At 68.6% G+C, this 23,072-nt stretch carries 19 protein-coding genes; 10 read left to right on the top strand and 9 right to left on the bottom strand.

Features of this window, described 5'->3' with window-relative positions:
• Positions 1-1,797: NAD-glutamate dehydrogenase domain-containing protein (locus tag AB0L57_RS16785; protein WP_364962380.1), on the top strand; the 1,797-nt coding region annotated here is incomplete at its 5' end.
• Positions 1,798-1,971: 174 nt separating this feature from the next.
• On the opposite strand, the gene AB0L57_RS16780 is transcribed toward AB0L57_RS16785, so the two are convergent.
• Positions 1,972-3,123 carry an SPFH domain-containing protein gene (locus AB0L57_RS16780; RefSeq protein ID WP_364962376.1) on the bottom strand — a complete coding sequence of 384 codons (1,152 nt, stop codon included), beginning with the start codon at positions 3,121-3,123 and terminating at the stop codon, positions 1,972-1,974.
• Positions 3,124-3,309: 186 nt separating this feature from the next.
• On the opposite strand from AB0L57_RS16780, the gene AB0L57_RS16775 reads away from it, so the two are divergent.
• Positions 3,310-4,923, top strand: coding sequence for an amino acid permease (locus tag AB0L57_RS16775; protein ID WP_364962373.1), 1,614 nt, complete (start codon positions 3,310-3,312; stop codon positions 4,921-4,923).
• A 127-nt stretch (positions 4,924-5,050) separates the two neighbouring features.
• Positions 5,051-7,492 (top strand): tetratricopeptide repeat protein, encoded by a 2,442-nt coding sequence (locus AB0L57_RS16770; protein WP_364962371.1) that lies wholly within the window; start codon positions 5,051-5,053, stop codon positions 7,490-7,492.
• 5 nt (positions 7,493-7,497) lie between these two features.
• Here the strand turns inward: AB0L57_RS16770 and AB0L57_RS16765 are convergent, their stop codons facing one another.
• The gene (locus tag AB0L57_RS16765; protein WP_364962368.1) at positions 7,498-7,872 is read right to left on the bottom strand and encodes a DUF1707 domain-containing protein; all 375 of its coding nucleotides are present in this window, start codon (positions 7,870-7,872) and stop codon (positions 7,498-7,500) included.
• A gap of 119 nt (positions 7,873-7,991) precedes the next feature.
• Between AB0L57_RS16765 and AB0L57_RS16760 the strand changes: the two genes are divergently transcribed.
• The 5 genes from AB0L57_RS16760 to AB0L57_RS16740 all read left to right on the top strand — a co-directional run bounded on the left by AB0L57_RS16760 (position 7,992) and on the right by AB0L57_RS16740 (position 14,081).
• Entirely contained in the window at positions 7,992-8,720 is a 729-nt protein-coding gene (locus tag AB0L57_RS16760; protein ID WP_364962365.1) for a MerR family transcriptional regulator, read from the top strand.
• A 164-nt stretch (positions 8,721-8,884) separates the two neighbouring features.
• Positions 8,885-9,403, top strand: coding sequence for a hypothetical protein (locus tag AB0L57_RS16755; RefSeq protein WP_364962363.1), 519 nt, complete (start codon positions 8,885-8,887; stop codon positions 9,401-9,403).
• 130 nt (positions 9,404-9,533) lie between these two features.
• The gene (locus tag AB0L57_RS16750) at positions 9,534-10,109 is read left to right on the top strand and encodes a dihydrofolate reductase family protein (RefSeq protein WP_364962360.1); all 576 of its coding nucleotides are present in this window, start codon (positions 9,534-9,536) and stop codon (positions 10,107-10,109) included.
• A 70-nt stretch (positions 10,110-10,179) separates the two neighbouring features.
• Entirely contained in the window at positions 10,180-11,583 is a 1,404-nt protein-coding gene (locus AB0L57_RS16745) for an AAA family ATPase (RefSeq protein ID WP_364962358.1), read from the top strand.
• Positions 11,580-14,081: an AAA family ATPase gene (locus AB0L57_RS16740; protein WP_364962355.1), complete on the top strand. Its 2,502-nt coding sequence runs from the start codon at positions 11,580-11,582 to the stop codon at positions 14,079-14,081. The genes AB0L57_RS16745 and AB0L57_RS16740 overlap by 4 nt, the downstream gene beginning before the upstream one ends.
• A 72-nt stretch (positions 14,082-14,153) precedes the next feature.
• Here the strand turns inward: AB0L57_RS16740 and AB0L57_RS16735 are convergent, their stop codons facing one another.
• Positions 14,154-15,245, bottom strand: coding sequence for an aminotransferase class V-fold PLP-dependent enzyme (locus AB0L57_RS16735; RefSeq protein WP_364962353.1), 1,092 nt, complete (start codon positions 15,243-15,245; stop codon positions 14,154-14,156).
• Positions 15,246-15,350: 105 nt separating this feature from the next.
• Positions 15,351-16,295 (bottom strand): MBL fold metallo-hydrolase, encoded by a 945-nt coding sequence (locus AB0L57_RS16730; RefSeq protein WP_364962350.1) that lies wholly within the window; start codon positions 16,293-16,295, stop codon positions 15,351-15,353.
• A gap of 99 nt (positions 16,296-16,394) precedes the next feature.
• Here AB0L57_RS16730 and AB0L57_RS16725 point away from each other — a divergent pair, with 99 nt between their 5' ends.
• The gene (locus tag AB0L57_RS16725) at positions 16,395-16,841 is read left to right on the top strand and encodes a MerR family transcriptional regulator (protein WP_364962347.1); all 447 of its coding nucleotides are present in this window, start codon (positions 16,395-16,397) and stop codon (positions 16,839-16,841) included.
• 1 nt (position 16,842) lies between these two features.
• On the opposite strand, the gene AB0L57_RS16720 is transcribed toward AB0L57_RS16725, so the two are convergent.
• The 3 genes from AB0L57_RS16720 to AB0L57_RS16710 form a co-directional block, all read right to left on the bottom strand.
• On the bottom strand, positions 16,843-18,138 hold the full coding sequence (locus AB0L57_RS16720; RefSeq protein WP_364962344.1) for a sensor domain-containing diguanylate cyclase: 1,296 nt from the start codon (positions 18,136-18,138) through the stop codon (positions 16,843-16,845).
• Between the two features lie 32 nt (positions 18,139-18,170).
• On the bottom strand, positions 18,171-18,974 hold the full coding sequence (locus AB0L57_RS16715; RefSeq protein WP_364962342.1) for an SAM-dependent methyltransferase: 804 nt from the start codon (positions 18,972-18,974) through the stop codon (positions 18,171-18,173).
• A 99-nt stretch (positions 18,975-19,073) separates the two neighbouring features.
• Complete coding sequence (locus tag AB0L57_RS16710) at positions 19,074-19,853, bottom strand: maleylpyruvate isomerase N-terminal domain-containing protein (protein WP_364962339.1); 780 nt, start codon at positions 19,851-19,853, stop codon at positions 19,074-19,076.
• Positions 19,854-20,088: 235 nt separating this feature from the next.
• Between AB0L57_RS16710 and AB0L57_RS16705 the strand changes: the two genes are divergently transcribed.
• On the top strand, positions 20,089-20,862 hold the full coding sequence (locus AB0L57_RS16705) for a DUF6319 family protein (RefSeq protein ID WP_364962336.1): 774 nt from the start codon (positions 20,089-20,091) through the stop codon (positions 20,860-20,862).
• Between the two features lie 90 nt (positions 20,863-20,952).
• On the opposite strand, the gene AB0L57_RS16700 is transcribed toward AB0L57_RS16705, so the two are convergent.
• The gene (locus tag AB0L57_RS16700; RefSeq protein ID WP_364962334.1) at positions 20,953-22,488 is read right to left on the bottom strand and encodes a GGDEF domain-containing protein; all 1,536 of its coding nucleotides are present in this window, start codon (positions 22,486-22,488) and stop codon (positions 20,953-20,955) included.
• Positions 22,488-23,045, bottom strand: a complete 558-nt coding sequence (locus tag AB0L57_RS16695) for a hypothetical protein (protein ID WP_364962332.1) — start codon at positions 23,043-23,045, stop codon at positions 22,488-22,490. The genes AB0L57_RS16700 and AB0L57_RS16695 overlap by 1 nt, the downstream gene beginning before the upstream one ends.
• Between the last annotated feature and the right edge of the window lie 27 nt (positions 23,046-23,072).

Genomic DNA, 23,072 nt, shown 5'->3' with positions numbered 1-23,072 from the left:
GCGTCGTCGTTTGCGGAGCGGTTGCGGTTGTTCGGGTTGCCGCGGTCGTCGTGGGCGGATTACGACGCGTCGTTGATCAGCACCGGCGGCGGCGTTTTCGACCGGTCGGCCAAGGCCATCACGGTCACCCCGCAGATTCGCGCCGCACTGCAGCTGGATCCGGGCGTGAGCACGCTGTCGCCGCCCGAGATGATCCGGGCGATTCTGCAGGCCCCGGTCGACCTGTTGTGGAACGGCGGTATCGGCACCTACATCAAGGCCAGCACCGAATCGCATGCCGACGTCGGTGACAAGTCCAACGACGCCGTGCGTGTCGACGCGGATCTGTTGCGGGTCAAGGTGATCGGTGAGGGCGGCAATCTGGGTGCGACCGCCCTGGGCCGGATCGAGTTCTGCCGGAACGGGGGCCGGATGAACACCGACGCCCTGGACAACTCCGCCGGTGTGGACTGCTCCGACCACGAGGTCAACATCAAGGTGCTGCTGGGCGCGGCGATCTCGGCCGGCGACCTCGCCGCCGACGACCGCAATGCCCTGCTCGCCGATATGACCGACGAGGTGTCGGATCTGGTACTGCGCGACAACATCTCGCAGAATTTCCGCATGGGCCTGTCGCGGTCGAACGCGGCTGCCATGGTGGAGGTGCACCGTCGGCTCATCGCGGAGTTGGAGACTCGACGTGGCGTGGACCGGCAGCTCGAAGCGCTGCCGTCGGAGGCCGAACTGGATCGCCGCGCCGCGGCGGGCGCCGGGCTGACCTCGCCGGAGCTGGCGAATCTTCTGGCCCACGTGAAGCTTTCGCTCAAGGCCGATCTGCTCGGTGGTGATCTGCTCGACAACAGCGCCTTCGAGGCGTCGCTGCCCGGCTATTTCCCGACCCCGCTGCGCGAGCGGTTCGCCGCCGCGATCGGCCGCCATCCGTTGCGCCGCGAAATCCTGGCCACCATGGTGGTCAACGACATGGTCGACTACGGCGGTATCACCTATGCCTTCCGGCTCGCCGAGGAGGCCGGGGCCACCACCGACGACGCGGTGCGTGCCTTCACCGCCGCCGTGGAGATCTTCGATCTGCGCACGCTGTGGGAACGCATTCGCACCACGCCGATGTCCGCGGTCGCTCGCAACGAACTCGAACTCGAGACCAAGCGGACCCTCGATCGGGCGGCGCGCTGGCTGCTGACCAACCGGCCGCAGCCGATCGCGGTGGGTGCCGGTATCGCCCGGTACCGCGACGGCGTACGCACGCTGGCGTCGAAGGTGCAGGCGTGGCGTCCGGGTGGGGTGGCCGACGATATGGCGGCGCGCTCGGGCGGGCCGATCGAGCACGGCGCGCCGCGGGAACTGGCCGAGGAAGTCTTCCTGCTGATCCACCGTTTCCCGCTGCTGGACGTGCTCGATATCGCCGATATCTGCGAGCGGGAGCCCGACGAGGTCGCCTCGCTGTACTACGCGCTGGACGCCCATTTCGAGATCCAGCGGCTGCTGTCCGCGGTCGCTGGACTGGATCGTGACGACCGGTGGCGGACGCTGGCGCGCTTGGCGGTTCGCGAGGATCTCTACGATTCGCTGCGATCGCTGACCGCCGATGTGCTGACCACCGCCGAACCGGAGGACAGCCCCGAGGAGAAGATCGCGTACTGGGAATCGACCAACCGGTCCCGGCTGAGTCGAGCGCGTGCGGCGCTCGGTGAGATCTTCGCTTCCGATGCCCATGACCTGGCCACCCTCTCCGTGGCCGCACGCCAGGTCCGCAGCATGGTCGGCAGCGCCGAAACGACGGCGACGGTGCCCAGCTGACCTGCCGGTGGGTTCGGGTGCGCCGACTGGGACCGGCGTACCCGAACCCGGTCCGGGGCTGATCTGCTCCGGAGCCGATACCGATGCCGCGCGCTCCGTGAACCGGGCGCGTGGCATCGCTGTATTCGGAACCGGGACGCCCGGCCGTAGCGTTGTTCCGCTCGGAGCGGCCGCTCAGGCCGGAGCCGCGGTGCCGCAGGCTCCGCAGAAGCGTGCCGCGGCGGTCAATTCCGTACCGCACTCGGTGCAGTGCCGTGGCAGGACGGCCAGCCGGGTACCGCATTGCATACAGAACCGTGCGGAGCGCGGGTTACCGGTGCCGCATCCGGTGCAGACCGTTTCCCCGGCGGTCAGCGCGGCGGGAACGTCCTCGTCCCGCGCGGGCGGCGGGGTCCGGGTGACCGCCGGCTGCTGTGGTGGTGGCGAGGCCGGCCCGCCGGCCCAGGGTGATGCCGCCGGCCCGCCGGCGCCCGGGTGACCCATGGCTCCCATATTGCCGATGGCACCCAATCCCAGTGTGGCGCCGAGGAATCCGCCCTCCGCGCCACTGTGCCCGTTCGCCATGCCCTGACCGGCGCCCAGCGCCATCTCGCCCGCGGCGTAGCGCTGGAAATCCCCGGCCAGCCGGATATAGGTGACATCCTTCGCGAGCCGCTTGATCCGCTCGGCGTCCTCGGGGGCGAGGGTGATGTCGAAGTTGCCCATCCGCGAGATCCGCAGTCCGTACTCGTACAGGGTGAGGTTGGTCCGTCGCACCACCTCGGTCTCGATCGGCTGCAATTGCGCCGAGAGTCCCAGCACCTGCCACTCACCGTTCGAGATACCGTGTGACACGGTCATCTTCATCGACTTGAGTAGCAGATCCGCACACCATGACTGAATTCCGGCAGGGTCGGTGAGGTCGGTGGTGCCGACGAGGGAGGTGATCAACTGGGCGGGATCGCGGATGGCCAGGGCGAATTCGCCGAAGACCCGCAGCGTGACCACCTGTTCACTGGCCGGGTCCGCGATATCGTCGAGCCGTCCGCCGAATCTCACACCGGCGAACTCACGCGTGGAGACGAAATACAGTTCCGCGCGGTAGAAGTTGTTTCCGGTGACGGTGTCGACCAGTGCGCCCAGGACCGGCAGTTCGTCGGCGTCCACGCGGTGCCGCCCCGGCCCCATGGTCGCCACGACATGCCCGGACTTGACGAACAGCGCGATCTGATCGGCGTTGACTATCGTCCGGCTGTAGCGTCGGATGTTGACGTCGGGCCATTTGTAGACCAGCTGGTCCTTGTGGCCGTCCGGGACGGCGATGAATTCCCGCTCGAACCAGGCCATATCCGCACACTCTCCCTCGACTGTCTACCTGCACATTGTACCGATACCTATCGGTATGGTTTCCGGATCCGGGTGCGGTGTACTCATTTCCTTTGCGTTACAACCCAACACACGTATTGAACGTGCCGTTAAATGACGGTACATTGCTTGAAGATATGATCGCCGTCACGTGAAAGGTCCTCCATCATGACAACTGTTCGACCTCCTTCGGAGGCGACGGCGCCCACGGACGCGCTGCATGCCGAGGATGCGGGCTATCACAAATCGCTGCGCCCGCGGCAGCTGCAGATGATCGCCATCGGCGGTGCCATCGGCACCGGCCTGTTCCTCGGCTCGGCCAGCCGGCTGCACGATGCGGGGCCGGGCCTGTTCCTGGTCTACGCAGTCTGCGGAATCTTCGTCTTCTTCATCCTGCGCGCGCTCGGCGAGCTGGTGCTGCACCGTCCCTCCTCGGGATCGTTCGTCTCCTACGCCCGTGAGTTCTACGGGGAGAAGCTGGCTTTCGGCGTCGGCTGGATGTACTTCTTCCACTGGTGTATGACCGGCATCGTAGACATCACCGCCATCGCGACCTATGTCCATTACTGGGGAGCGACCAAGGTGATCCCGCAGTGGGCGATCGCCTTGATCGCGCTGGCCATCGTGGTCAGCATCAACCTGATCTCGGTGCGCTGGTTCGGTGAGCTGGAGTTCTGGGCCGCGCTGATCAAGGTGGTCGCGCTGATGGCCTTCCTGATCGTCGGCACGATCTTCCTGGCCGGGCGTTTCGACCTCGATGGTGCGACCACGGGTCCGAGCCTGCTCAGTGCGCACGGCGGACTGTTCCCGACCGGATTCCTGCCACTGGTCACCGTCACCACCGGTGTCGTATTCGCCTACGCGGCAGTGGAACTCGTCGGCACGGCGGCGGGTGAGGCGGAGAACCCGGAGAAGATCATGCCGCGCGCGATCAATTCGGTGATCGCTCGTATCGCGCTGTTCTACGTCGGCTCGCTGATTCTGCTCGGACTGCTGCTGCCCTACACCGCGTTCCACTCCGGTGAGAGCCCGTTCGTCACCTTCTTCTCCAAGCTGGGCGTGGGCGGCGCGGGGTCGGTCATGAATGTGGTCGTGCTGACCGCGGCCTTCTCCAGCCTCAATGCCGGTCTGTATTCCACCGGCCGCATTCTGCGCTCGATGTCGATGAACGGCAGTGCCCCGTCGGTGGCCTCGCGCATGTCGAGTTCCGGTGTGCCCTATGTCGGCATCCTCGCCACGGGCGCGATCGCGCTGATCGGCGTGGGGCTCAACGCGGTGGTGCCGGACCAGGCATTCGAGATCGTGCTGAACATGTCGGCGCTGGGCACGATCTTCGCGTGGACCGCGATCATCCTGTGTCAGCTGCAGCTGTGGCGGTGGTCGCGTACGGGTAAGGCGGAGCGGCCTTCGTTCCGGTTGATCGGTGCGCCCTACACCAGTTTCGCGACGCTGGGCTTCCTTGCACTGGTGGTCGTACTGCAGGCCTGTAACCATGAGGCGGCACAACGCTTCGCGGTGCTCGCCATGGTGTGCGTGATGCTCCCGGCGCTGGTCGTGGGCTGGTTCGTGGCCCGGCGGAAGGTGCTGGCCGTGGCGACCGAGCGAATGGGTTACACCGGTCAGTTCCCAGTGCTGGCCGAACGCCCGCTGCAGCACGACGGAAGTGAGGATGCGACCACGCCGGCAGCCCCGGTCGCATCGGCCGAAACCCCCGACGCCACACCGGCGAAGGCGGACGAATCGGAGGACCCGCCGTCGCCGGCCGGTTCCGACGAGAAGTGAGCACCCGATCCGCCCCGGTACCACCGGGGCGGATCGCTTCCCGGGGCTGGGAACCCCGGAGGCGCGAGGTCGCGGCCGGGGAACCAGAATGAAGCCCCGGTTCAGCAGCGGTCTCGGAAGGTTTCTCATGCCGGAACGACCCGATACGCCAGTCCCGCATCCGTGGGCGAATCGCCGGATCCGGGGCAGCGAGGTGCCTGGCCCGGAAGTCCATCCGTGGACGACCCGGCGTGGCGGGGGTGAAGCGTCGCAACGACTCCGGGCCGATGTCGAGCAGTCGGCGCGGCAATCGATACCCGCTGTTCCCGATTCCGAGCCGGTCCACCACCCGGTAACCGGCGGCACGCCACCGGCCGACCCTGATCCGGGCACCCTCGGCGTCCTGAGCTCGGACCTGCTCGGCCTGGACGGTCTCGGGCCGGACAGTGGATCGGGCCGCAGTGCCCGTTCCCGGCCGAGCCCGCGCCGCCTGGGGGCGGGCCTGGTGGACATGCCGCGGGTGATGCCCGTGGATCCGCGTTCGGCGGTGCTCGACGATCCGGAAGTTCCGGAGCACAAACGGTTCTGCTGGAAGTGCAACAAGCCGGTCGGCCGCTCCGGCGACGCGGGCAGCGGCCCGGTGGCGGGCGACTGTGGCAACTGCGGATCGCCGTTCAGCTTCCGCCCCATCCTGGGAACCGGTGAGGTGGTCGCGGGTCAGTACGAGGTGCAGGGCTGTCTGGCCCACGGTGGGCTGGGCTGGATCTACCTGGCCGTCGATCGCAATGTCAGCGATCGCTGGGTGGTGCTCAAGGGGCTGCAGAATCCACAGGATTTCGAGGCCCACGTGGTGGCGCTGGCCGAGCGGCAGTTCCTGTCTGAGGTCGCCTATCCCGGCATCGTGAAGATCTACAACTTCGTCAAGCATCGATGCCCGGGCCGCGATGTGGCCGACGGTTACATCGTCATGGAGTACGTGGGCGGGCAGTCGCTCAAGCGAGTACTCGATCAGCTCGCCCCGCAACGAATTCCGGTGGCCGAGGCGATCGCCTACGTGATGGAGGTCCTGCCCGCGCTGGACTATCTGCACGCGTTCGGGCTGTCCTACAACGACCTCAAGCCCGACAACATCATGGTCGGCGACGACGAGGTCAAACTCATCGATCTGGGCGCCGTGGCGGCCATGGAGTCCTTCGGGAGCATCTACGGCACACCCGGATTCCAGGCGCCGGAGATCGTCGAGACCGGCCCCACCGTCGCCTCCGACATCTACACCGTGGGCCGGACCCTGGCCGCACTGGCGCTGACCCTGCCGCGCGACGAACAGGGCCATCACCCACCGGGAATCCCGGGGCCGGACGAGCAGCCGCTGCTGCGGCGGTATCCGGCGCTGCAGCGCCTGCTCGGCCGCGCCACCCATGTCGATCCGGCACGCCGGTTTCCCTCCACCTATTCGATGTACTGCCAGCTCACCGGGGTATTGCGGATGGTGCTGGCCGCCGACACCGACCGTGAGTATCCGCAGGCATCGGTCGAATTCGGCACCATGCGAGGCGATTTCGGCATCGAGACGCTGATCGGCCAGATCGACGGCATCGTCGACGGCCGTCACCGCATGCCGGTCCTGGACGCCCGCGCGGTCGTGGCGGCACTGCCGGTACCGCTCATCGACGGCACCGATCCCAGTGCCGAGGTGATCTCGACTCTGCTGCACGGTGATCCGCGCCATGCCCTGGACACGTTGCTGCGCATGCGTGATCGCATCACCTCCGGTGTGATGGCCGAGCCGGCCTCCTTCGAACTCGAGGGTGCGCTGGCCGCGGTGCGCGCGCATCTGGATCTGGGGGAGGTGCTCGCGGCACGGGCGCTGTTGCAGGAGTTGGCGATTCGCTACAGCTCCGATTGGCGGCTGTCGTGGTACCGGGGGATCGCGGATCTGCTGGACGGCGAATTCGAGAGTGCCTATCCGCACTTCGAGATCGTGCGCGCCATGCTGCCCGGTGAGATCGCGCCGCCGCTGGCACTGGCGGCCAGTGCGGAGCTGGTTCTGCAGCACCTCGAATTGCCGGCCGACGCGGACGGCTGGCACCGTGCGGCGATCGAGAGCTATCGCACCGTCTGGCATACCAACCGCGGTGTGGTCAGTGCCGCGTTCGGCCTGGCCCGGCGGTTGGCCGCCGACAACGAGTCGCTGGCCGCGGTGGAAGTGCTCGATCGGGTACCGACCTCGTCACGGCATTACGCGGTCGCCCACATGACCGGCGGTCTGTTGCTGGTGTCGCGGCCGGTCGCCGAGGTCACCGCCGAGGATCTGGCCACCGCGGCCGCGCGGCTCGGTGCGCTGGCCGAGGAACCGCGGGCACTGCAACTGCAGGTCGTCGTGGTGGGTGCGGCGCTGGAATGGCTGCGCGCGGGTGGCCTGCCGCGGCACCCGGACGCCACGCTGCTGGGCTTCGCGCTCACCGAATCCGGCTTGCAGGAGGGATTGGAGGTCTCGCTACGCGCGCTGGCCCGGACCGCACCGGACCGGTTGCATCGCTACCGGCTCGTCGACCTGGCCAATCAGGTACGCCCACGGACCCGGTGGTGAATGCCTCAGGCGACGCCGCGGGCCCGCCACACCATGACCGCGACCGGAGCGGCGGCGATCAGCAACAACCACAACCAGTTTCCGGCCGCCCAGGCCGACACGATCGAGAACACGGTGATCGCGCCCGCGAGTACGGTCAGGGACGGTAGCGGATTGGCGGCTGCGGGCGGGTCGGGAGTGACCGGCGGCGCCGGGATGATGCCGGGCAGGTCGGTGAACAGCGCGGCCAGCTCGACTCTGGTGTCGGCCTGGGTGGCCAGGGTGGTGCGCTCGTCGAATTCGGTCATCGTCAATCTGCCGGCGCCCAGCTGCTGTGACAATTCCTGCAGTGCGCGCTCTCGCTCGGCGACGCTGGGGCGCGCGTCCGCCATATCGTCCATGCAGAGCAGGATAGGTCCTCCTACCCTCGCACGCCGCAACCGTACCGGCCAAGCTTGGGAACCGGCATGCCGCTCAGCGCTTTCGGCCGGCTCACATTTTGGTGTGGTTTCCTTGATGTATGACGACCGGGACCGAGTACACCATCGACGAGCTTGCGCGCGAGGCAGGTACCACCGTGCGCAGCCTGCGGGTGTACCACGAGCGGGGCGTGCTGCCCCCGCCGCAGGTCAAAGGTAGGACCGGTTTCTACGGTGCCGATCACCTGAACCGGGTTCGGACGATCAGCCGGCTGCTGGACCGCGGGATCAAACTCAACGGCATCAAGGAGCTGCTCAACGCCTGGGACCGTGGCGACGATCTCGGCGACATCCTCGGCGAGCCCGGGCCCGGCGCGTCGGAGCAGTACTCGTCCGGGGAGACCATCGCCGCGACCGATCTCGAGCGGCGCTTCGGCGAGGTGGCCAACGGGCTGTCCCGGGTGGTCGCCCTCGGCCTCTACGAGCCGGTCGACGCCACCACCTACCGCGCCGCCGATCCGGCACTGCTGCGGGCGGCCGATCAGCTCGCCGCCGCCGGGGTGCCCGAGGCGGAGATCATCACCGAGTTCGAGCGGCTGGCCGGTGAATGCGATCGGATCGCGCGGCGTTTCACCGATCTGTTCCAGCGCACGGTCTGGACCACCTACCAGAACTCCGAGGCCACCTCGGCCGATCTGGCCCGGATGGCCGCCGGTGTGGAGGCGGTCCGGGTCGTTCCGGCGCAGGCGGCGGGTGAGCTCATCGGCCGGTTCGCGGCCCGCTACCTCGACCAGGACAGTGCGCTCACCGAGGCGCTCGCCGATTCCTGAGCCGCCGCCGTCGGGCGGTCAGTTTTGTTCTCCGCGATTTCTGTTACCTCCAGCGCTGGGGATATGACGCATGTAATGCGCCGTTAGGTAGCGGTACATTAGTGGTGTGGCCATTGCTTCGGTTGTGATATGGCGCCGGAGCGCAGATGAACGGAGACACACCGATGACCGCCACCACCCGTACCCGCTCCCTCCGAGCCCTCCTTCTCACCGCCGCCGTCGCGATCACCGCGGGCGCCGCCATGACCGGCCTCTCGGCAGCGCCGGCCGCGGCAGCGCCGGCCGGGCCGTACTGCCTCTGGGCCGGTGACGCTTTCCCGCAGGGTGCCAGCGTCCACGCCGGCGGCTGGGACTTCGGTTGCCGCACAGATCTTTTCGGTGCCGCACGCTGGAACACCGAAGGTGCGTCCGGCCGGGCCGACACCGTCGGCAATCCGGGATCCTTCGGTAATCCCGTGGGCCGCTTCAGTCCTGGAGCCCGCCAGCCCGGCACCTCCTACAACGACTACTGTGTGGGCAATCAGCTGATCGAGGGCACCGAGGATGTGTACGAGGCGGTTCCGACCACGGGCGGGCTGTTCTGGCGTGCGGCCGGGCCGATCTCGCAGTGGCGCTTCCGTGGTGCCGCGCCCGAGCCGACCTGGCGGTCGTCGAGCCTGTGCCGGGACGGCGAACTGCTCTGAGTGCTACGGACCCTTCGCTGCGGGAGTATCGGCACGTACTTAGGTAGGTGCTTCCTGGTATTACCGATGCGCGCCGATGTCTTGTCTGGGAACAATCACACATCCGCGTTCAACGGCAGATGGGGCAGCGATGGGAAGTGTGACACTGTGGATGCAGATGTCGCTCGACGGATATGCGGAGGGTCCTGACCAGGAAGTTCACTGGCCGGTGGTCGACGAAGAGTTGTGCGAGTCCTTCCTCGACGAGCTGCGCTCGGCCGACATGTTCGTCTACGGCCGTAAGACATTCGAAATCATGGCGGCTTTCTGGCCCTATGCGGATTCCGACCCGGCCATCTCGCCGTTCTATGTCGAGTTCGCGCGATGCTGGAAGCGCACCCCGAAACTGGTCTTCTCCCATACCCTCCGGAATCCGGGCTGGAACACCCGGGTGATCGGCGCCGATCCGATCGCGGAAGTCGCCGCGCTGCGCAGCGCGGCGACCGGGCCCATCGTGGTGTTCGGCGGCGCCGAGACCGCATCCTATTTCCTGGAGCACGATCTCGTCGACGAGTACCGGCTGTTCGTACATCCGCTACTACTCGGCGGCGGGGTACCGCTGTTCCCCAAGCCTCTGGACACCGCGGGGCTGCAGCTGATCGACATCATGACCTTCGACAGCGCCGTGGTGCAGATGCACTATCAGCAGGCCGAATCCATCTGCTGACCGGTATTCGAGTCCGGTTCGCCGGGAATCCGGGTGCACCGGGACTCAGGTGCGATAACTTGGTCATACTATGTTCCAGCTATCGCGTCCCGGTGCGCTGCCCGCCACCAGTAGCGAGTTCGTCGGCAGGCAGGCACAGCGGGAGCGAATCGCGGCCCTGATCGGGAGCGGCGCCCGCCTGATCACCCTGGTCGGTCCCGGCGGTATCGGCAAGACCAGACTGGCGGTCGAATCGTTGCGGCGTGATGTCGAGCGGCCGACACGCTGGCTGGCATCGGCCGATCTCGATGCCGCCACCGTGGCCGCGGAATTGCGGATGTGCGCGTCCCGGCCCTCGATCTCCGCGCACATCCTGGTACTCGACGCCTGTGACGGCGTACTGCCCACGGTCGCGTCGGAACTCGTGGATCTCCTGGCGGCCGATCCGAATCTCACCGTCATCGCGACCAGTTGTGAGCCGATCGGCTGGATCGACGAACATCTCGTCCAGGTCCCGCCACTCACACCCGCGGATGCGCTGCGCCTGTTGCGGATTCGGATCGAGCTGGGCGGACGCCGCATCGAGCCCGGCCCTGCCGAGACCGCCATCCTCGCCCGGATCTGCCGCCACGTCGATCACAACCCGCTCTGGCTGCGCCTGGCCGCGGCCCGCCTGCAACAGAATCCGCCGGTCGCCGTCCTTCGTGAGGTGAGCGGGGACGCCTACGACCGCCGACTGCATTGGTCGGATGGCGCGCGGGTCGGGGTCGAGAACCGGCACCGCGATATCGGAGCTTCGATCGCCTGGTCCGCCGGGCGCTGCGATGCGGCCGAACAGCTCATGCTGCAGCGGCTTTCGGTATTTCCCGCCGGACCCGACGGTGACGGTGGCGCGGAGCGGGAGGCGATCGTCGCGGTGTGCGCCGATCGCCGGCTGGCCGCCGAGTCGATCGATGCGATCCTCGACCGGCTGGTGGAACTCTCACTGGTGACGGTCCGCCTCACCGGTGCGACGGCTCGATGGAGTCTCGCCGAATCCGTGCGCATCTACGCGCGAGCGCAACTGCACGGCCGGGATTCGCACGAGGCCAACCGGCTCGCCGCGCGTTACCGCAGCCTGCGCCATCAGCAGGGCCGCCGTGACGCTCCGGCCACCGCACAGCGTCCGTGCCGCATCGTCGCGCCGCCGGTTCGTGTCACCGCACCAGCGGCTGCCACCGCCCCGGCGCATCCGGAACCCGATCGCTGGCAAGCACTGTCGCGGGCCGAGCGTGAGGTGGCGGTACTGGCCGCCGCGGGCTGGCCCAACAGCGCCATCGCCGGGCGCCGTCGGAGTTCGGTGCGCACGGTCGACGCGCAGGTGGCGATGGTCCGGCAGAAATTGGGGATCAGCTCCCGCACCGACATCGTCGGCCATCTGCCCGCCGACGCGGCCGAGCGGATGCGAGCCGAAGCCGCGCAGCGGCATGACCGGCCCGGGACCGCGGGGTCGTGACCGAGCCTGCTGCCTCGCAATTCGTCGGCCGAGGACGGGAATTGCGGCGCATCTCCCAGCTCCTGGAGCCGGGCGGTCCGCGCCTGATCACCCTGCTGGGCCCCGGCGGTATCGGAAAGACGACGCTGGCCACGGAGGCGCTGCGCCGCTCGCATCGGACCGGCCTCGATCAGATGCTGTGGGTCCGGCTGGCGCGGCTGGAGGCGGGAGCCGATGTCGAGGCGGTCGCCGAGGAGGTCGTGCGGGCGGTCGCGCCGTCGGACCTGTCCGGTCGCCGCGCGGAGGACTGCCTGGCGGACGCCTTCGCCGCACTCGGATCCCGGCGGCCGATCATGGTGCTGGACAACTGTGAACATGTGCTGCCGTCGGCCGCCCGGATCATCGTCGAGCTGCTCACCTCCATTCCCGATGTGACGGTCGTGGCGACCAGTCGCGAGCCGATCGGCTGGACGGACGAGTATCTCGTTCCGGTACAACCCCTCACCGGCGATCATGCGCTGGAACTGTTTCTGCGTCGCGCCGAGTTGACCGGCCGCTCGGTGCCCGATCATCCCGCGGAGCTGGAGATCGCCGCGGGGATCTGCCGTCATGTGGACAACAATCCGCTGTTCATCCGGCTCGCGGCGGCCCGGTTGCGCTACCGCCCGGCCGCCGAACTGCTCCGTGATCTCACCGGTGACGGGTCCGATGCGCGGCTGCGCTGGTCGTCGAATGTGCGCGCCGGCGGCGAACCGCGGCACCGCACCGTCGGTGATGTCATCGCCTGGTCCTATGGGCTGTGCAGTGCGCCGGAGCGGCTGCTGCTGGACCGGATGTCGGTGTTCGCGGCCGGATTCGATCCCGGTGACGACGATATCCGCTGCGGTGGTGTCGAATACAGTGCGATCAGCTCGGTGTGCGCGGACGACGCGTTACCGGAGCCGATGATCGCGACCACCCTGCAACGGCTGGTCGAGCGGTCGCTGGTGTCGACCCGGATGACGGCGACCACGGTCCACTACTTCCTGCCCGAGAGTGTGCGAGTGTTCGCGCGTACCTGCCTGCGCGCCCGGTTGCCGGACGGTCCCCGGGCACTGACCGAGTCCCGGCTGCTGGCCCGCCACCGCCGGTACTTCCGCGACAAAGTCGTTGCCGGACGGGCGATCTGGTATGGGCCGGACGAGCTGCAATGGATCATCTGGGCCCGGGCGTCCTGGGACGATGTGGTGCTCGCGGTGGAGACCGGCCTCGGTGATCCGGCCGAGGCGGTGCTGGGGCTCGAGATCGTCACCGCGGCCATGGCTTTGCGGGTGCCGTTCTTCACCGGAGCGAGCCGTGCGATCACGGTACTCGGTGAGCGCGCGCTCGATCTCGTCGGCGATGATTCCGCACATGCGGTCCTGCGGACCTCCGCCAAGGCGCTGATCGGCTGGGTCGCACTGTGGCAGGGGCGTTTCGACTACACCGCCCGGCTGCTGGACGAGTGCGCCGCCGAATGTCTGACCGACCCGGCGCTACGCGGCCGCTGGCGCGAGTTCACCGCCACCGATGTCGGCCTGCCCCCCGAGGTGGAGTTCACCTGGGGCCTGGAGTTGTTTCTCATCCATCTGGATCTGCGATCGATCGATGTGCTGGCGCGGGCCCGGGACAAGTTCGCCACCGCGGGCGATCGCGGTGGCCGCCAGCGCAGCGAATTGTTCCTCGTCCTCGCCGCGGCCAGTATGGCCTCGCCGGAGATCGCCGAACGCGAGATTCGCCGCCATCGCGACGACGCCGCGAAAAGCGATGCGCTCTGGGCGGTGTCGTGGGCCGAGGTCGCGCGTGTCGTCGCCGAATCCCGATACGGCGATCCCGAGGTCGCGGTGCGCCGGGGCCGGGAAGGGGTCGCCCAGCATCTGGAGCGCGGCGACACCTGGACCGCCGGCTGGATCATCCACTTCTGCACCGTCGCCCTCGCCACGATCCTGTCCCGCCGGGCCGAATCCGGCGGCCGCACGGGAGCACTCGAGGCCGCGGCGCGCGAGATCGCCCATCTGCAGGGTGGGACCGCCGCACTGCACCGGTCGATGGGGATCGCCTCGGACCGGGTGCCGTTGGTGATCAGCGGATCGGACGCGGCACGGGCCGCCGCGATCGGGGTGCTCGGCCCGCAACGCTACGAGGCGGCGGTGCGGCGGGGCACCCGATTGCGGCCCGAGGCACAGGAGCTGCCGCGCTACTTCCTCGGCCGGCTGGCCATCACCGAACCGGCGGGCGAACACGACGATTCGGGCTGGCGGGAACTGTCGCCCGCCGAAAGCGATATCGCGATCCTGGTGGCCGCCGGGTGGACGAACAACGCGGTCGCGATGCGGCGCGGCACCTCGGTGCGCACGGTCGATGCCCAGGTGGCCACCATTCGCCGCAAGCTCGCCGCCGCGAACCGGTCGGCCATCATCGACCGTATTCCGGCCGAGTTGCACGACCGGGTCGAGGCCGAATCGCGGCGGCCGCCCGGTCGGCTCCGGAAATCCTCCTGAATCCGGCTGGGCGGTGCTGGGTTTCGGTGCGGCCGGCGCCGCATCGCGGTGAGATACGGCTGGTCGCGTGGCTCACTCGGCCGGAGCACCGGGCGCGGGGCGGACGCCACCGTGGTCGGGCCGATCCAAGATGTCGCCCAGCACCTTCAGCGCCCGGTCGACATCGCCGGTGTCGTTGTAGAGGTGGAACGACAGCCGCAGCGCTCCCGCCCGCGCCGTGGTGACGACACCGGCGGCGGACAGATGCCCGACGGCCGCGCCGGCGCCGGGAATCGAAACGATCGGCGCCGCACCGGCAACGGGCACGAGGCCGAGCTCGGCCAGTCCGGCACGGAATCGGGCAGCCAGTGCCAGATCGTGGTCGCGAATCGCGTCGATCGTCATCTCCTCGAGCAGTTCGGCACCGGCCAGCGCGCCCACCACTCCGAGCCAGTCCGGGGTGGCGTCGAAGCGCCGCGCGGTATCGGCAAGCCGTTGCGGTGCATACATTTCCGCCGCCCGATCGGCAGCGGCGTACCAGCCGGGGGAGGGCGGACGCAGCCGGTCGGCGATCTCCGGGCGCATCGCCAGCAGGCCGACGCTGCGCGCGCCGAGCAGCCATTTGAAACTCGCGCCGACCCAGATGTCGGCGTCCTCGAAGCGCAGCGGCAGCCATCCCGCGGCCTGCGAGACATCGAACAGCAGCAGTGCGTCGTGTGCCCGGGTGGCCGCACGCAACGCGGCCACCTCGACCGCCCGGCCGTCGGCCGACTGGATCAGGCTGCAGGCCACCAGCGCCGTCTCCGGCCGTACCTCCTGTGCGAGCCGTTCCAGTGGCACCGTGCGTATCCGGAGATCGCCCCGGTAACGGAATGGATTGGGGACGGAGGCGAAATCGCCCGCGGCCACCAGGACTTCGGCGCCGGGTGCGAGTGCGGCGCTCGCCGGTCCGACGAGCGTGGCGACCGAGGCTCCGATCGCCACGTCGGCCGCGGTCGCGCCGGACAGCAGCCGGGCGTAGCTCGCGCGCAGCGGATCGACCCGATCGTCGTGGTGCGACGGGGTGGCGTTGCCGCGTGCCCATTCGTCGAGAACCGCACGCACCGCCGCGAAGGCCCGCGCCGGTGGGATGCCGTAGGCGGCGGTGTCCAGATATGTGGTGCCGATATCGAATTCGGAGGTCATACCGTCATGGTCGCCGGAATGCGGGGCGCCGATCCATAGCCAACCGCCGATCGCTGGACCGGGCCGCTATCCCGGTGCGCGGCGCCGTATGCCCGGGTGATCCGTTCACTCCGGTGCGGTGGCGTGGCCGTCCGGCAGGCTACGGGCGGCCGCGTGGTCGTGGGTCGGAACGATGGTCACCGCGGTGCGGGCCAGGTGCAGGCGATGCAGCGTCCGGAAGGTGGCATCGCGGTCCTGGTCGACGAAATTGCCCGGGAAGCTCGCCTTCTGGCGAATCCGCTCGATCTGCAGGGTGTGCCAGGCGGCATCGCCGGCGAGTAGCACCCACCCCCGGCGGGTGTGCGCGAGAACGCCGACACTGCCCGGTGTGTGGCCGGTGAGGTCCACGAGGATCACGGTGCCGTCGCCGAACAGATCGTGACTCGCGGTGAAGGTCAGCACCGGGGGCCCGTCGAGTTCGTATTCGGCGACCGGCCGGTCCCGCAGCGCGGCACGCACACCGCCGACCGGCGCGACCGGTCCGGACGAGATCCACTGCCGCTCGACACGGTGCAGATGGACCGGCAGGCCCGGCAGATCCAGCAGCCCGCAGATGTGATCCCAGTGCGCGTGGGTGGGCAGTGCGAAATCCAGTGGTTCCGGAGCGTGCGCACGCAGCGAGTCGACGGTGGCGACGGTATCTGCCGGTGGGCGGACCACCGCCCGCAGTACCGCCGGCAACTCGGCGATCGCACGCCGTCCGACATCGTGGCAGACCCCGGGATCGACGACGAACCGCGCGCTGGGATGTTCGACGACGAATGCGGTGAGCGCGTTGTCGACGCGCAGAGGGTGCAGCGAGCCCTCGGCGATCACGGCGGTCGGCACCGACCGCGGAGCCTGCGGCAGCGCACGCACCGCGACCGTTCCCTGTGGCCGGGGCAGCCCGGCATCGGTGATCGTGGCGACCAGCCGAGCGTCCGGGCGTCGCGGCGCCACCAGGCCGCGAACGGAACCCGCTGCGGCACTGCAGCATTCGAGTAGTGTCGGCTTTCTCGCTGGATCCGGCATGGGGTACCTCCGTGCTGTGGTCGGGCGCGGCCGGCGAGCCCGGCACCGCGTGTCGTGGCACGATAAAACTTGATGTCGACATGAAGTAAAGGGGCGGAGATGGACGGGCTCAAGATCGGTGATGCCGCGGCGGCGGTCGGTGTCGAGCCGCATGTGCTGCGGCACTGGGAATCGGTGGGGCTCCTGTATCCGGCCCGCAGTGGCTCGGGGCATCGGGCCTACGACAGCAAGACTCTCGATCAGGCCCGGCTGATCCGTGCCATGCAGCGCACCGGATTGTCGCTGAGCCGGATTCGCGAACTGGGCCTGTCCCGGCACGAGCAGCGGCTCGCACTGCTGGCCGACGAGCGGGCGCGACTGCGGCGGCGGATCGAGCTGTACGAGGCCACCGACCGGTTCCTCGCCCATATCGCCGAGTGCAAGCATTCGATCATCGCCGAATGTCCCGGCTGCTCGGCATTCGTCACCGGCGACGGTCGCACCGAGGAGGTCCGGCAGGACTTCTCCCGCCCGGCGGGACGCCGCCCGACGGGTGTCGCCCGCTGATCTACTGATGCTGCCGGGACCGCCCACCCGGCCGATGCCTGGCACTCTTGTCGCGGTACATCGCGGTATCCACCGCGTGCATGAGATCGTCGACCGCATCGGGATACTGGCTGACCAGTGCGGTACCGATGGACGCGCCCACCGTGATCGAGCGATCCCCCACGGCGACCGGTTCGGCCAGCGCGGCGAGTAGTCGTCCGGACACCGTGACCAGCTGCTCCTCGTCCGCGCACTGCTCGATCAGGACGATGAATTCGTCGCCGCCGATGCGCGCGGCCAGTCCGTCCGGCCCGGCCGCCGTGCCCAGCCGCTCGGCGACCACGCGCAGGACGCGGTCGCCGATGGTGTGGCCGTAGTCGTCGTTGATCTCCTTGAATCCGTCCAGATCGAGATAGCACAGCCCGATCGGGGGACGGGACCGGGTGAGCCGGTCGAAGAACAGCAGCCGATTGGCCAGCCCGGTCAGATCGTCGTGGTGCGCGTCGTGCCACAAGCGGTCGGCGAGCGCCTTGCGCTCGGTGATGTCGACGGCCACCCCGATGAGAAAGCGCACACTGCCGCCGGTGTCGCGCACCACCGACATCGACAGGTCGATATCGGAGTGGTGTCCGTCCTGCCGGGTGAGCGAGGTCTCCATCCGGAACCGGTCGAGTTCTCCGGCCAGCAGCTGCTGGAACTGACCGTAGGCCTCACCGATGTTGTCCGATCCGAGTACCGCGGCGACCGACTGTCCCACGATCGCCGTGGTGGGCACGCCCAGCATCTCGGCAAAGGCGGCGTTCACATCGCGCACCCGCCCGGTCCGGGCATCGATGGTGCCGATTCCCACCGAGGCGCCGGCGAAGATGGCCGCGAACCGCGCCTCCGACAGTTGCCGCTGGGCCTGCTCCTCGCGCACCGCCGCCAGCGCGGCGGTCAGGGTGGTCTCCTGTTCGGCGAGCGCGGCCGTGCGCAGGGCCGCGGTGAAACCGGCGGCGAACTCCCCGGCCACGGTGACGGCCCGGTCGCGGACCTCCGCACAGCCGGGCTGCCCGGGATCGGGACAGAGGTCGGCGACCATATCCCGGCAGATCACCGCGATCGATCGGCTCACCGCGACCTCGTCCCGGTAGTTCGCGGCGACCAGTGAGGCCGCCGCCAGCCGCGCGGACTCGATACCGGAGGTGCCGCGCAGCGCGCCCAGCAATTCCTCGCAGAGGCCGGTGAGCAGGGTTTCGATCTGGCTCCGGGTAAGCGTCGGCGCGACCACTCCATCGAGCGCGTCGGCCCAACGCGCAGCCAGCTCTTGCGAACCCACCCTTACAGCCCCTGCCTATCCGGTATGCCCCGCTACGCCTTGTGCCCCACACCCGCCAACCCCAAGGACCGTCCCGGAGTCTCGTGGAGATCGCGCTCGGATTCCGGTCGCCACAAGGGTAGTTCGACCACGCCCGGTTCGACCAGTTCCCATCCGGTGAACATCTCGGTGATCGCGGCCCGGTCGCGGAATCGGATGCCGATACCGCTGGTCGACTCCTCGTGGATCCGGGCCGCGGCCTCCGGGCGCTGTGCCGTGCTCAGATGGGAGATCGCCACATGGCTTCCGGCGGGCAACGCCGCGTGCAGGGCGGCGACCATATCGCCGGGGTGCTCCTCGTCCTGCAGCAGATGCAGGACCGCCACCAGCAGCAGCCCCACCGGGCGGTCGAAGTCGATCAGGCCGGTGGCGCGGGCGCGCGACAGGAGTTCGTCGGGTTTGCGTAGATCTGCCTCGACGGCGCCGGCGTTCTCGTCACCGTTGAGGATGCTCGCCGCGTGGCCGACCGCGACCGGATCGATGTCGACGTAGAGCACCCGGGTCGCTGGATCGATGGCCTGGGCGACCTCGTGCACATTGCCGGCGGTCGGAATGCCGGAGCCGACATCGAGGAATTGGCGAATCCCGGCATCGGCCATGAAGCGCACCGCGCGTCGCAGGAAGGCACGATTGCTGAGCGCCAGCCGAGGCAGATCCGGGACCAGTTCCCGTCCGGCCGCCGCCGCCTGCCGATCGACCTCGAAATTGTGCGATCCACCGAGCAATGCGTCGTACATCCGGGCCGGGCTCGCCCGGTTCATATCGACACCCTCGGGCGCCCACGCTGGCCTGTCCACTCGAAACCCCTCTACCGCTCCGTGCGCCGGCCCGTATTCCGGCCCCCGTCGCCGATCTTGTGAAACATCACTGTACGCCCGCACGCGGTGGTCGGCGGCTCACACCAGATTGATGGAGTCCAGGACGCGGGCGCCGAGTTCGGCATCGCCGGTGACCGCGACGGCTCCCGCTCGCCAGGGCAGCCGCCGGGTACTCCACAGCGGGAACTCGAGCGACAGTGCGGCGATGTGCGCCGCGGCCCCCGCGGCCTGGCCCGGCCGCACTCGCAGCCGTCCGGCCCGGGATTCGATGCGCCAGGTGCCGCCGCCGGGGCCGGTCAGAGTCAGCGCGACGGGGGCGTCCAGCCAGGCCAGTGCCTCGCGATGGGATCGCTCGAGCAGTGCGGTGAGCCAGGTCGTGACCGCGCTCATCCGCTGTGGATCGGTGGCGGGCGGGGGGAGATCCAGGGCAGCGGCGATGTCGTGACGCAGATGGGTGTGCCAATCGAAGATCAGCATGGCCGGCACCAGTTCGAGCCGGTACCAGCCGAGTTCGCCGACCGGGAATCCGATCCGGCGCAGTCCCGGCGCGGTGACCGGCGACAGTGCCCGCTCCGCGCGCCGGGACCAGGTCTCGAATTCCGGCAGGACATGCCTGGTGGTGTGGGAGCGCTTGTCGTCGACCAGTTGTTCGTTGAGGCGTTCCAGATCGCGGGTGGCGGCGAACGCGGCGGCGCCGGGACCGACGACCGCGCGGGCCAGGATCGTCATGTGTATGACGACCTCGGCCACCGACCAGCCGGCGGCGGCGCTGGGCGCGGCCCACTGGTCCTCGTCGAGTCCGGCGCAGAACTCGATCACGGTGCGGCGTTCCTCGCCCAGGCCGGATAGCGAGCTCATGGACACCGCACGCTACCGGTTGGGGCCCGCACAGAGCCAGAGCACAGCGAATATCGGGCGATACGACGACATTCCGGCCTCCGTGGTGGTGGCGCGTGACACCGGCACACGAGCGTTTGCCGACGCGTAGCCAGCGCTCTCGTGTCGCGGCCGATGCCCGGTGCGATGTGGACTTGTCGGTGCCATGGTGCATGCTCATGGCACGCCGATGTCTTCAACCCGCCCGGAGAGCACCATGTCGTCCCCCCGTACGAAACCGCAACCGTTGTCCGACACCGAGATTCGACAGATAACCGACGAGCTCGCCGACGGCCGGCCACCCATGGTGTGGTTCACGGCGGCGGCAGTGGGAGTATCCGAGGGGCGATCGGGCAAGGTGATTGCGCTCGGTGATCCCGCCGAGGGCGATTTCCTGCAGGTCCGTCCCACCGGATCGAAGGACGTCATGTCATTCTCGCCGACCGAGGTGACACTGGCCAAGCCCGCTCGTAAGGACAAGCGCACCACCACATCCGAGACCACCGGCACTTCGCCGTCGGTAACGAGGAAGGACACCGCAGTGAGCATGTCGTCGACCGTGACCGCGCCACCCGCGCCGCCCACCCCGGCATCGGTGCCCGGCGCCGCCGCGTCGAAACCCCAGGCGCCGCAGCCCGCTTCCGAGCCCAAACCGGTGGCGAAGCCTGCCGCGACCACACCCCGCACCCCGCGGGACAAGCCCGCCGCGGCGGCACGCAAATCCAAGACGCCAGAGGTGACGGTCACCTTGGCCGGCACCGCCGACGGGGAATGGACCGTCGATGTGGTGCACGGTAAGAAGCGCGCCATCAAGGGGCTGTCGGTCGCCGGTGCGGCGGTCGCCCAGGCCGCGAAGCTGCTCGATTCGGAGGTCGCCGAAGTGGTCGACTCGGTACTCGAATCGGTCCGTACCACGCAGCGCGCCAAGGTGGAACAGCTGCAGGCCGAACTGGAGCAGGCCCGGCGCCTATTGGACGAGCTGGCCGGATAGGAGCTGCCTTGTCCGGCGCCTGATGGGAGGCCCGCGCGGTGACACTCGTCGCCGCCTTCGGATGCGGCTCCCATCAGGCGCCGCGGTCTCTCAGACCGCTGGTTCGTGCCGGTGCATCCGGCGGCGGCTCTCGGTCTGCGGGAGGTGGCGCAGATCGTCGTGGAATGCACAGCCGAGGGCGTAGTCCTTGGCGTGATACATCGCGGAATCCGCTTCGCGCAGAAGGTCGTAGACGGTGGCGTCGGCGCTGCGTGGCCCGCTGCAGGAAATGCCGATACTCACGCCCATGGTCACCTCGGCAACCGACAGTTCGAAAGGTTTGGCGAAGGCGGCCAGCAGCTTCTCGGCGAGTACCGCCGCCTCGGCGCGGGTGGCGCCGGCCAGCACCACGAATTCGTCACCGCCGTACCGTGCGGCGATGTCGTCGCGCTGGATCACCCGCCGGATCCGGGCCGCGGCATTGGCGATGAGCTCGTCGCCGACCGCGTGCCCGTAACTGTCGTTGACGGTCTTGAATCCGTCCAGATCGAGAAACAGCAGCGCGATCGGGCGCCCGGTCCACAGCTCGTGATCACGAGCCGGGGTGCGCAGCAGCGCGGACCGGTTCAACAGGCCGGTGAGCATATCGTGGTCGGCTTGATACTGGGCCCGTCGTTCGCTGCGCGCACTGCGCACGATCGCCCGTTCGCTGCGCACGAGAACCCCCACCAGCAGCATGGCCAGCAGGGTGGACACGACGACCCGGTCCAGGGTGCCCACCCGCGCGCCGACCGTCGGCACCAGGGAGGCGACCACCAGCGTCACCGTGATGACGCTGGCCCGCTGCCGCGAACGGTGCGGATGGACGCGCCGGGTGCCGCCGAGGGTGACCATGGTCGGATGCAGCGCCGCCAGGCCGACGATCCCGTATGCCAGCAGCAGCGGCAGCAGCAGCGCCCGGTCGTCGAGGTGCACCGACCCGGCCGATTGCAGGTTGTAGCCGAGATCGGCGACGAGAATGGCCAGCAGCCCCAGATGGACCAGCCGCAGCGAGGTTTCCGAGCGGCTGGAGGTGACCATCGAATGGGTCACCAGCGTCAGCAGCAGCGCGTCGATCACCGGATAGATCGGCATGATCAGGGCGGAGGCATCCCACTGCCGGGTGGTGTGCAGCACGGGGGAGATCAGGAAGGTCCACGAGGCGAGCAGCGCCCCGAGCGCGATCAGGCCGGAGTCGAGGACGAGGTCACGTTGTGCGCCGGTGCGGCGCGGCCACAGCCACAGGAACGCGGCCACTCCGACGCCGGTATATCCGGCCAGGGTCGCCAGATCGTCCAGCGGTGGCATCCCGTTGTCGGCGAAGACTCGCAGAATCGTTCCGGCGGCGAACAATACGGCCGAGGCGGCCAGAAGATACCAGGCGGTCGGTGCGGGCGGATGGTACCGGCGCACGCCGATGCCGATCATCGCCAGCGCCGCGAGAACCACGGTGACCATCGCGCCCAGTGCCAGCGCCGGGGACTGAACCAGGAAGACCATCACCATGATCGCCGCGATTCCGGCCGATAACAGTGTGTGCCACAACTTTTCCGACGGCCACGGTCGCCGGATGCGGGTGGTGTGGTGGTGCTGTGTGTCGGATGTCATCAGCCCCCCTGGTCCGCGTCGGAGACGAAGCGAGCCGCGTAGTAGGTCTGTGAATCCTCGACCGCGACTTCTACATTCGCCTGTTCACCGACCGCATTGCGCAATGCGTCGGCGAACGAGAGTTGAGAATTGTTGTACGAGCAGATGTCCCAGCCGACGACCCCACCAGCTGCCGCCAGGATCCGGACAACTGTACTGATCATGGCATGAAAAGCCGCCCCATGTCGCGCAGTTGGGGTAACGAGGGTGAAACCTGCATAGTAAATCGCATCGCGCGCGGCGTGTTGGGGAAATCGTGTCGCAAAATACTCCGGACTGATCCACGGGACGGTGTCGAGATGTCGTGTCAGTGTGGTAAGTCCGATCGGCTCACCGGTCCCGGTACGCGCCACGATCTTGTCCACGCGGGTATCGGTCATCTCCGCGTGGAACTCGTTGCGATGCAGTACCTGCCGGGCGATCGCCCGCGACCGCAACGGTGCGAAGGCCACCTCGTAGAGCTCGTGGAACAATTCGATCTCGGTATCCGGGATCGCCGTCTCGACGGTGATCACCACATCCGGCCAGCACCGGCCGCCCGGCGG

The organism is Nocardia sp. NPDC052254 (genome assembly GCF_040679495.1).
Taxonomy (GTDB): domain Bacteria; phylum Actinomycetota; class Actinomycetes; order Mycobacteriales; family Mycobacteriaceae; genus Nocardia.
Note: the sequence above shows the minus strand (reverse complement) of the source record. Positions and strands in the feature narration are given on the sequence as shown.

What these genes read in the sequence shown, in the direction of transcription:
- AB0L57_RS16755 (WP_364962363.1), top strand. Translation starts at nt 8,885, where the DNA reads ATGACCGCCACCACCCGTACCCGCTCCCTCCGAGCCCTCCTTCTCACC.
- AB0L57_RS16735 (WP_364962353.1), bottom strand. Translation starts at nt 15,245, where the DNA reads ATGACCTCCGAATTCGATATCGGCACCACATATCTGGACACCGCCGCC.
- AB0L57_RS16765 (WP_364962368.1), bottom strand. Translation starts at nt 7,872, where the DNA reads ATGGACGATATGGCGGACGCGCGCCCCAGCGTCGCCGAGCGAGAGCGC.
- AB0L57_RS16705 (WP_364962336.1), top strand. Translation starts at nt 20,089, where the DNA reads ATGTCGTCCCCCCGTACGAAACCGCAACCGTTGTCCGACACCGAGATT.
- AB0L57_RS16760 (WP_364962365.1), top strand. Translation starts at nt 7,992, where the DNA reads ATGACGACCGGGACCGAGTACACCATCGACGAGCTTGCGCGCGAGGCA.
- AB0L57_RS16700 (WP_364962334.1), bottom strand. Translation starts at nt 22,488, where the DNA reads ATGACATCCGACACACAGCACCACCACACCACCCGCATCCGGCGACCG.
- AB0L57_RS16745 (WP_364962358.1), top strand. Translation starts at nt 10,180, where the DNA reads ATGTTCCAGCTATCGCGTCCCGGTGCGCTGCCCGCCACCAGTAGCGAG.
- AB0L57_RS16730 (WP_364962350.1), bottom strand. Translation starts at nt 16,295, where the DNA reads ATGCCGGATCCAGCGAGAAAGCCGACACTACTCGAATGCTGCAGTGCC.
- AB0L57_RS16780 (WP_364962376.1), bottom strand. Translation starts at nt 3,123, where the DNA reads ATGGCCTGGTTCGAGCGGGAATTCATCGCCGTCCCGGACGGCCACAAG.
- AB0L57_RS16775 (WP_364962373.1), top strand. Translation starts at nt 3,310, where the DNA reads ATGACAACTGTTCGACCTCCTTCGGAGGCGACGGCGCCCACGGACGCG.
- AB0L57_RS16710 (WP_364962339.1), bottom strand. Translation starts at nt 19,853, where the DNA reads ATGAGCTCGCTATCCGGCCTGGGCGAGGAACGCCGCACCGTGATCGAG.
- AB0L57_RS16770 (WP_364962371.1), top strand. Translation starts at nt 5,051, where the DNA reads ATGCCGGAACGACCCGATACGCCAGTCCCGCATCCGTGGGCGAATCGC.
- AB0L57_RS16750 (WP_364962360.1), top strand. Translation starts at nt 9,534, where the DNA reads ATGGGAAGTGTGACACTGTGGATGCAGATGTCGCTCGACGGATATGCG.
- AB0L57_RS16725 (WP_364962347.1), top strand. Translation starts at nt 16,395, where the DNA reads ATGGACGGGCTCAAGATCGGTGATGCCGCGGCGGCGGTCGGTGTCGAG.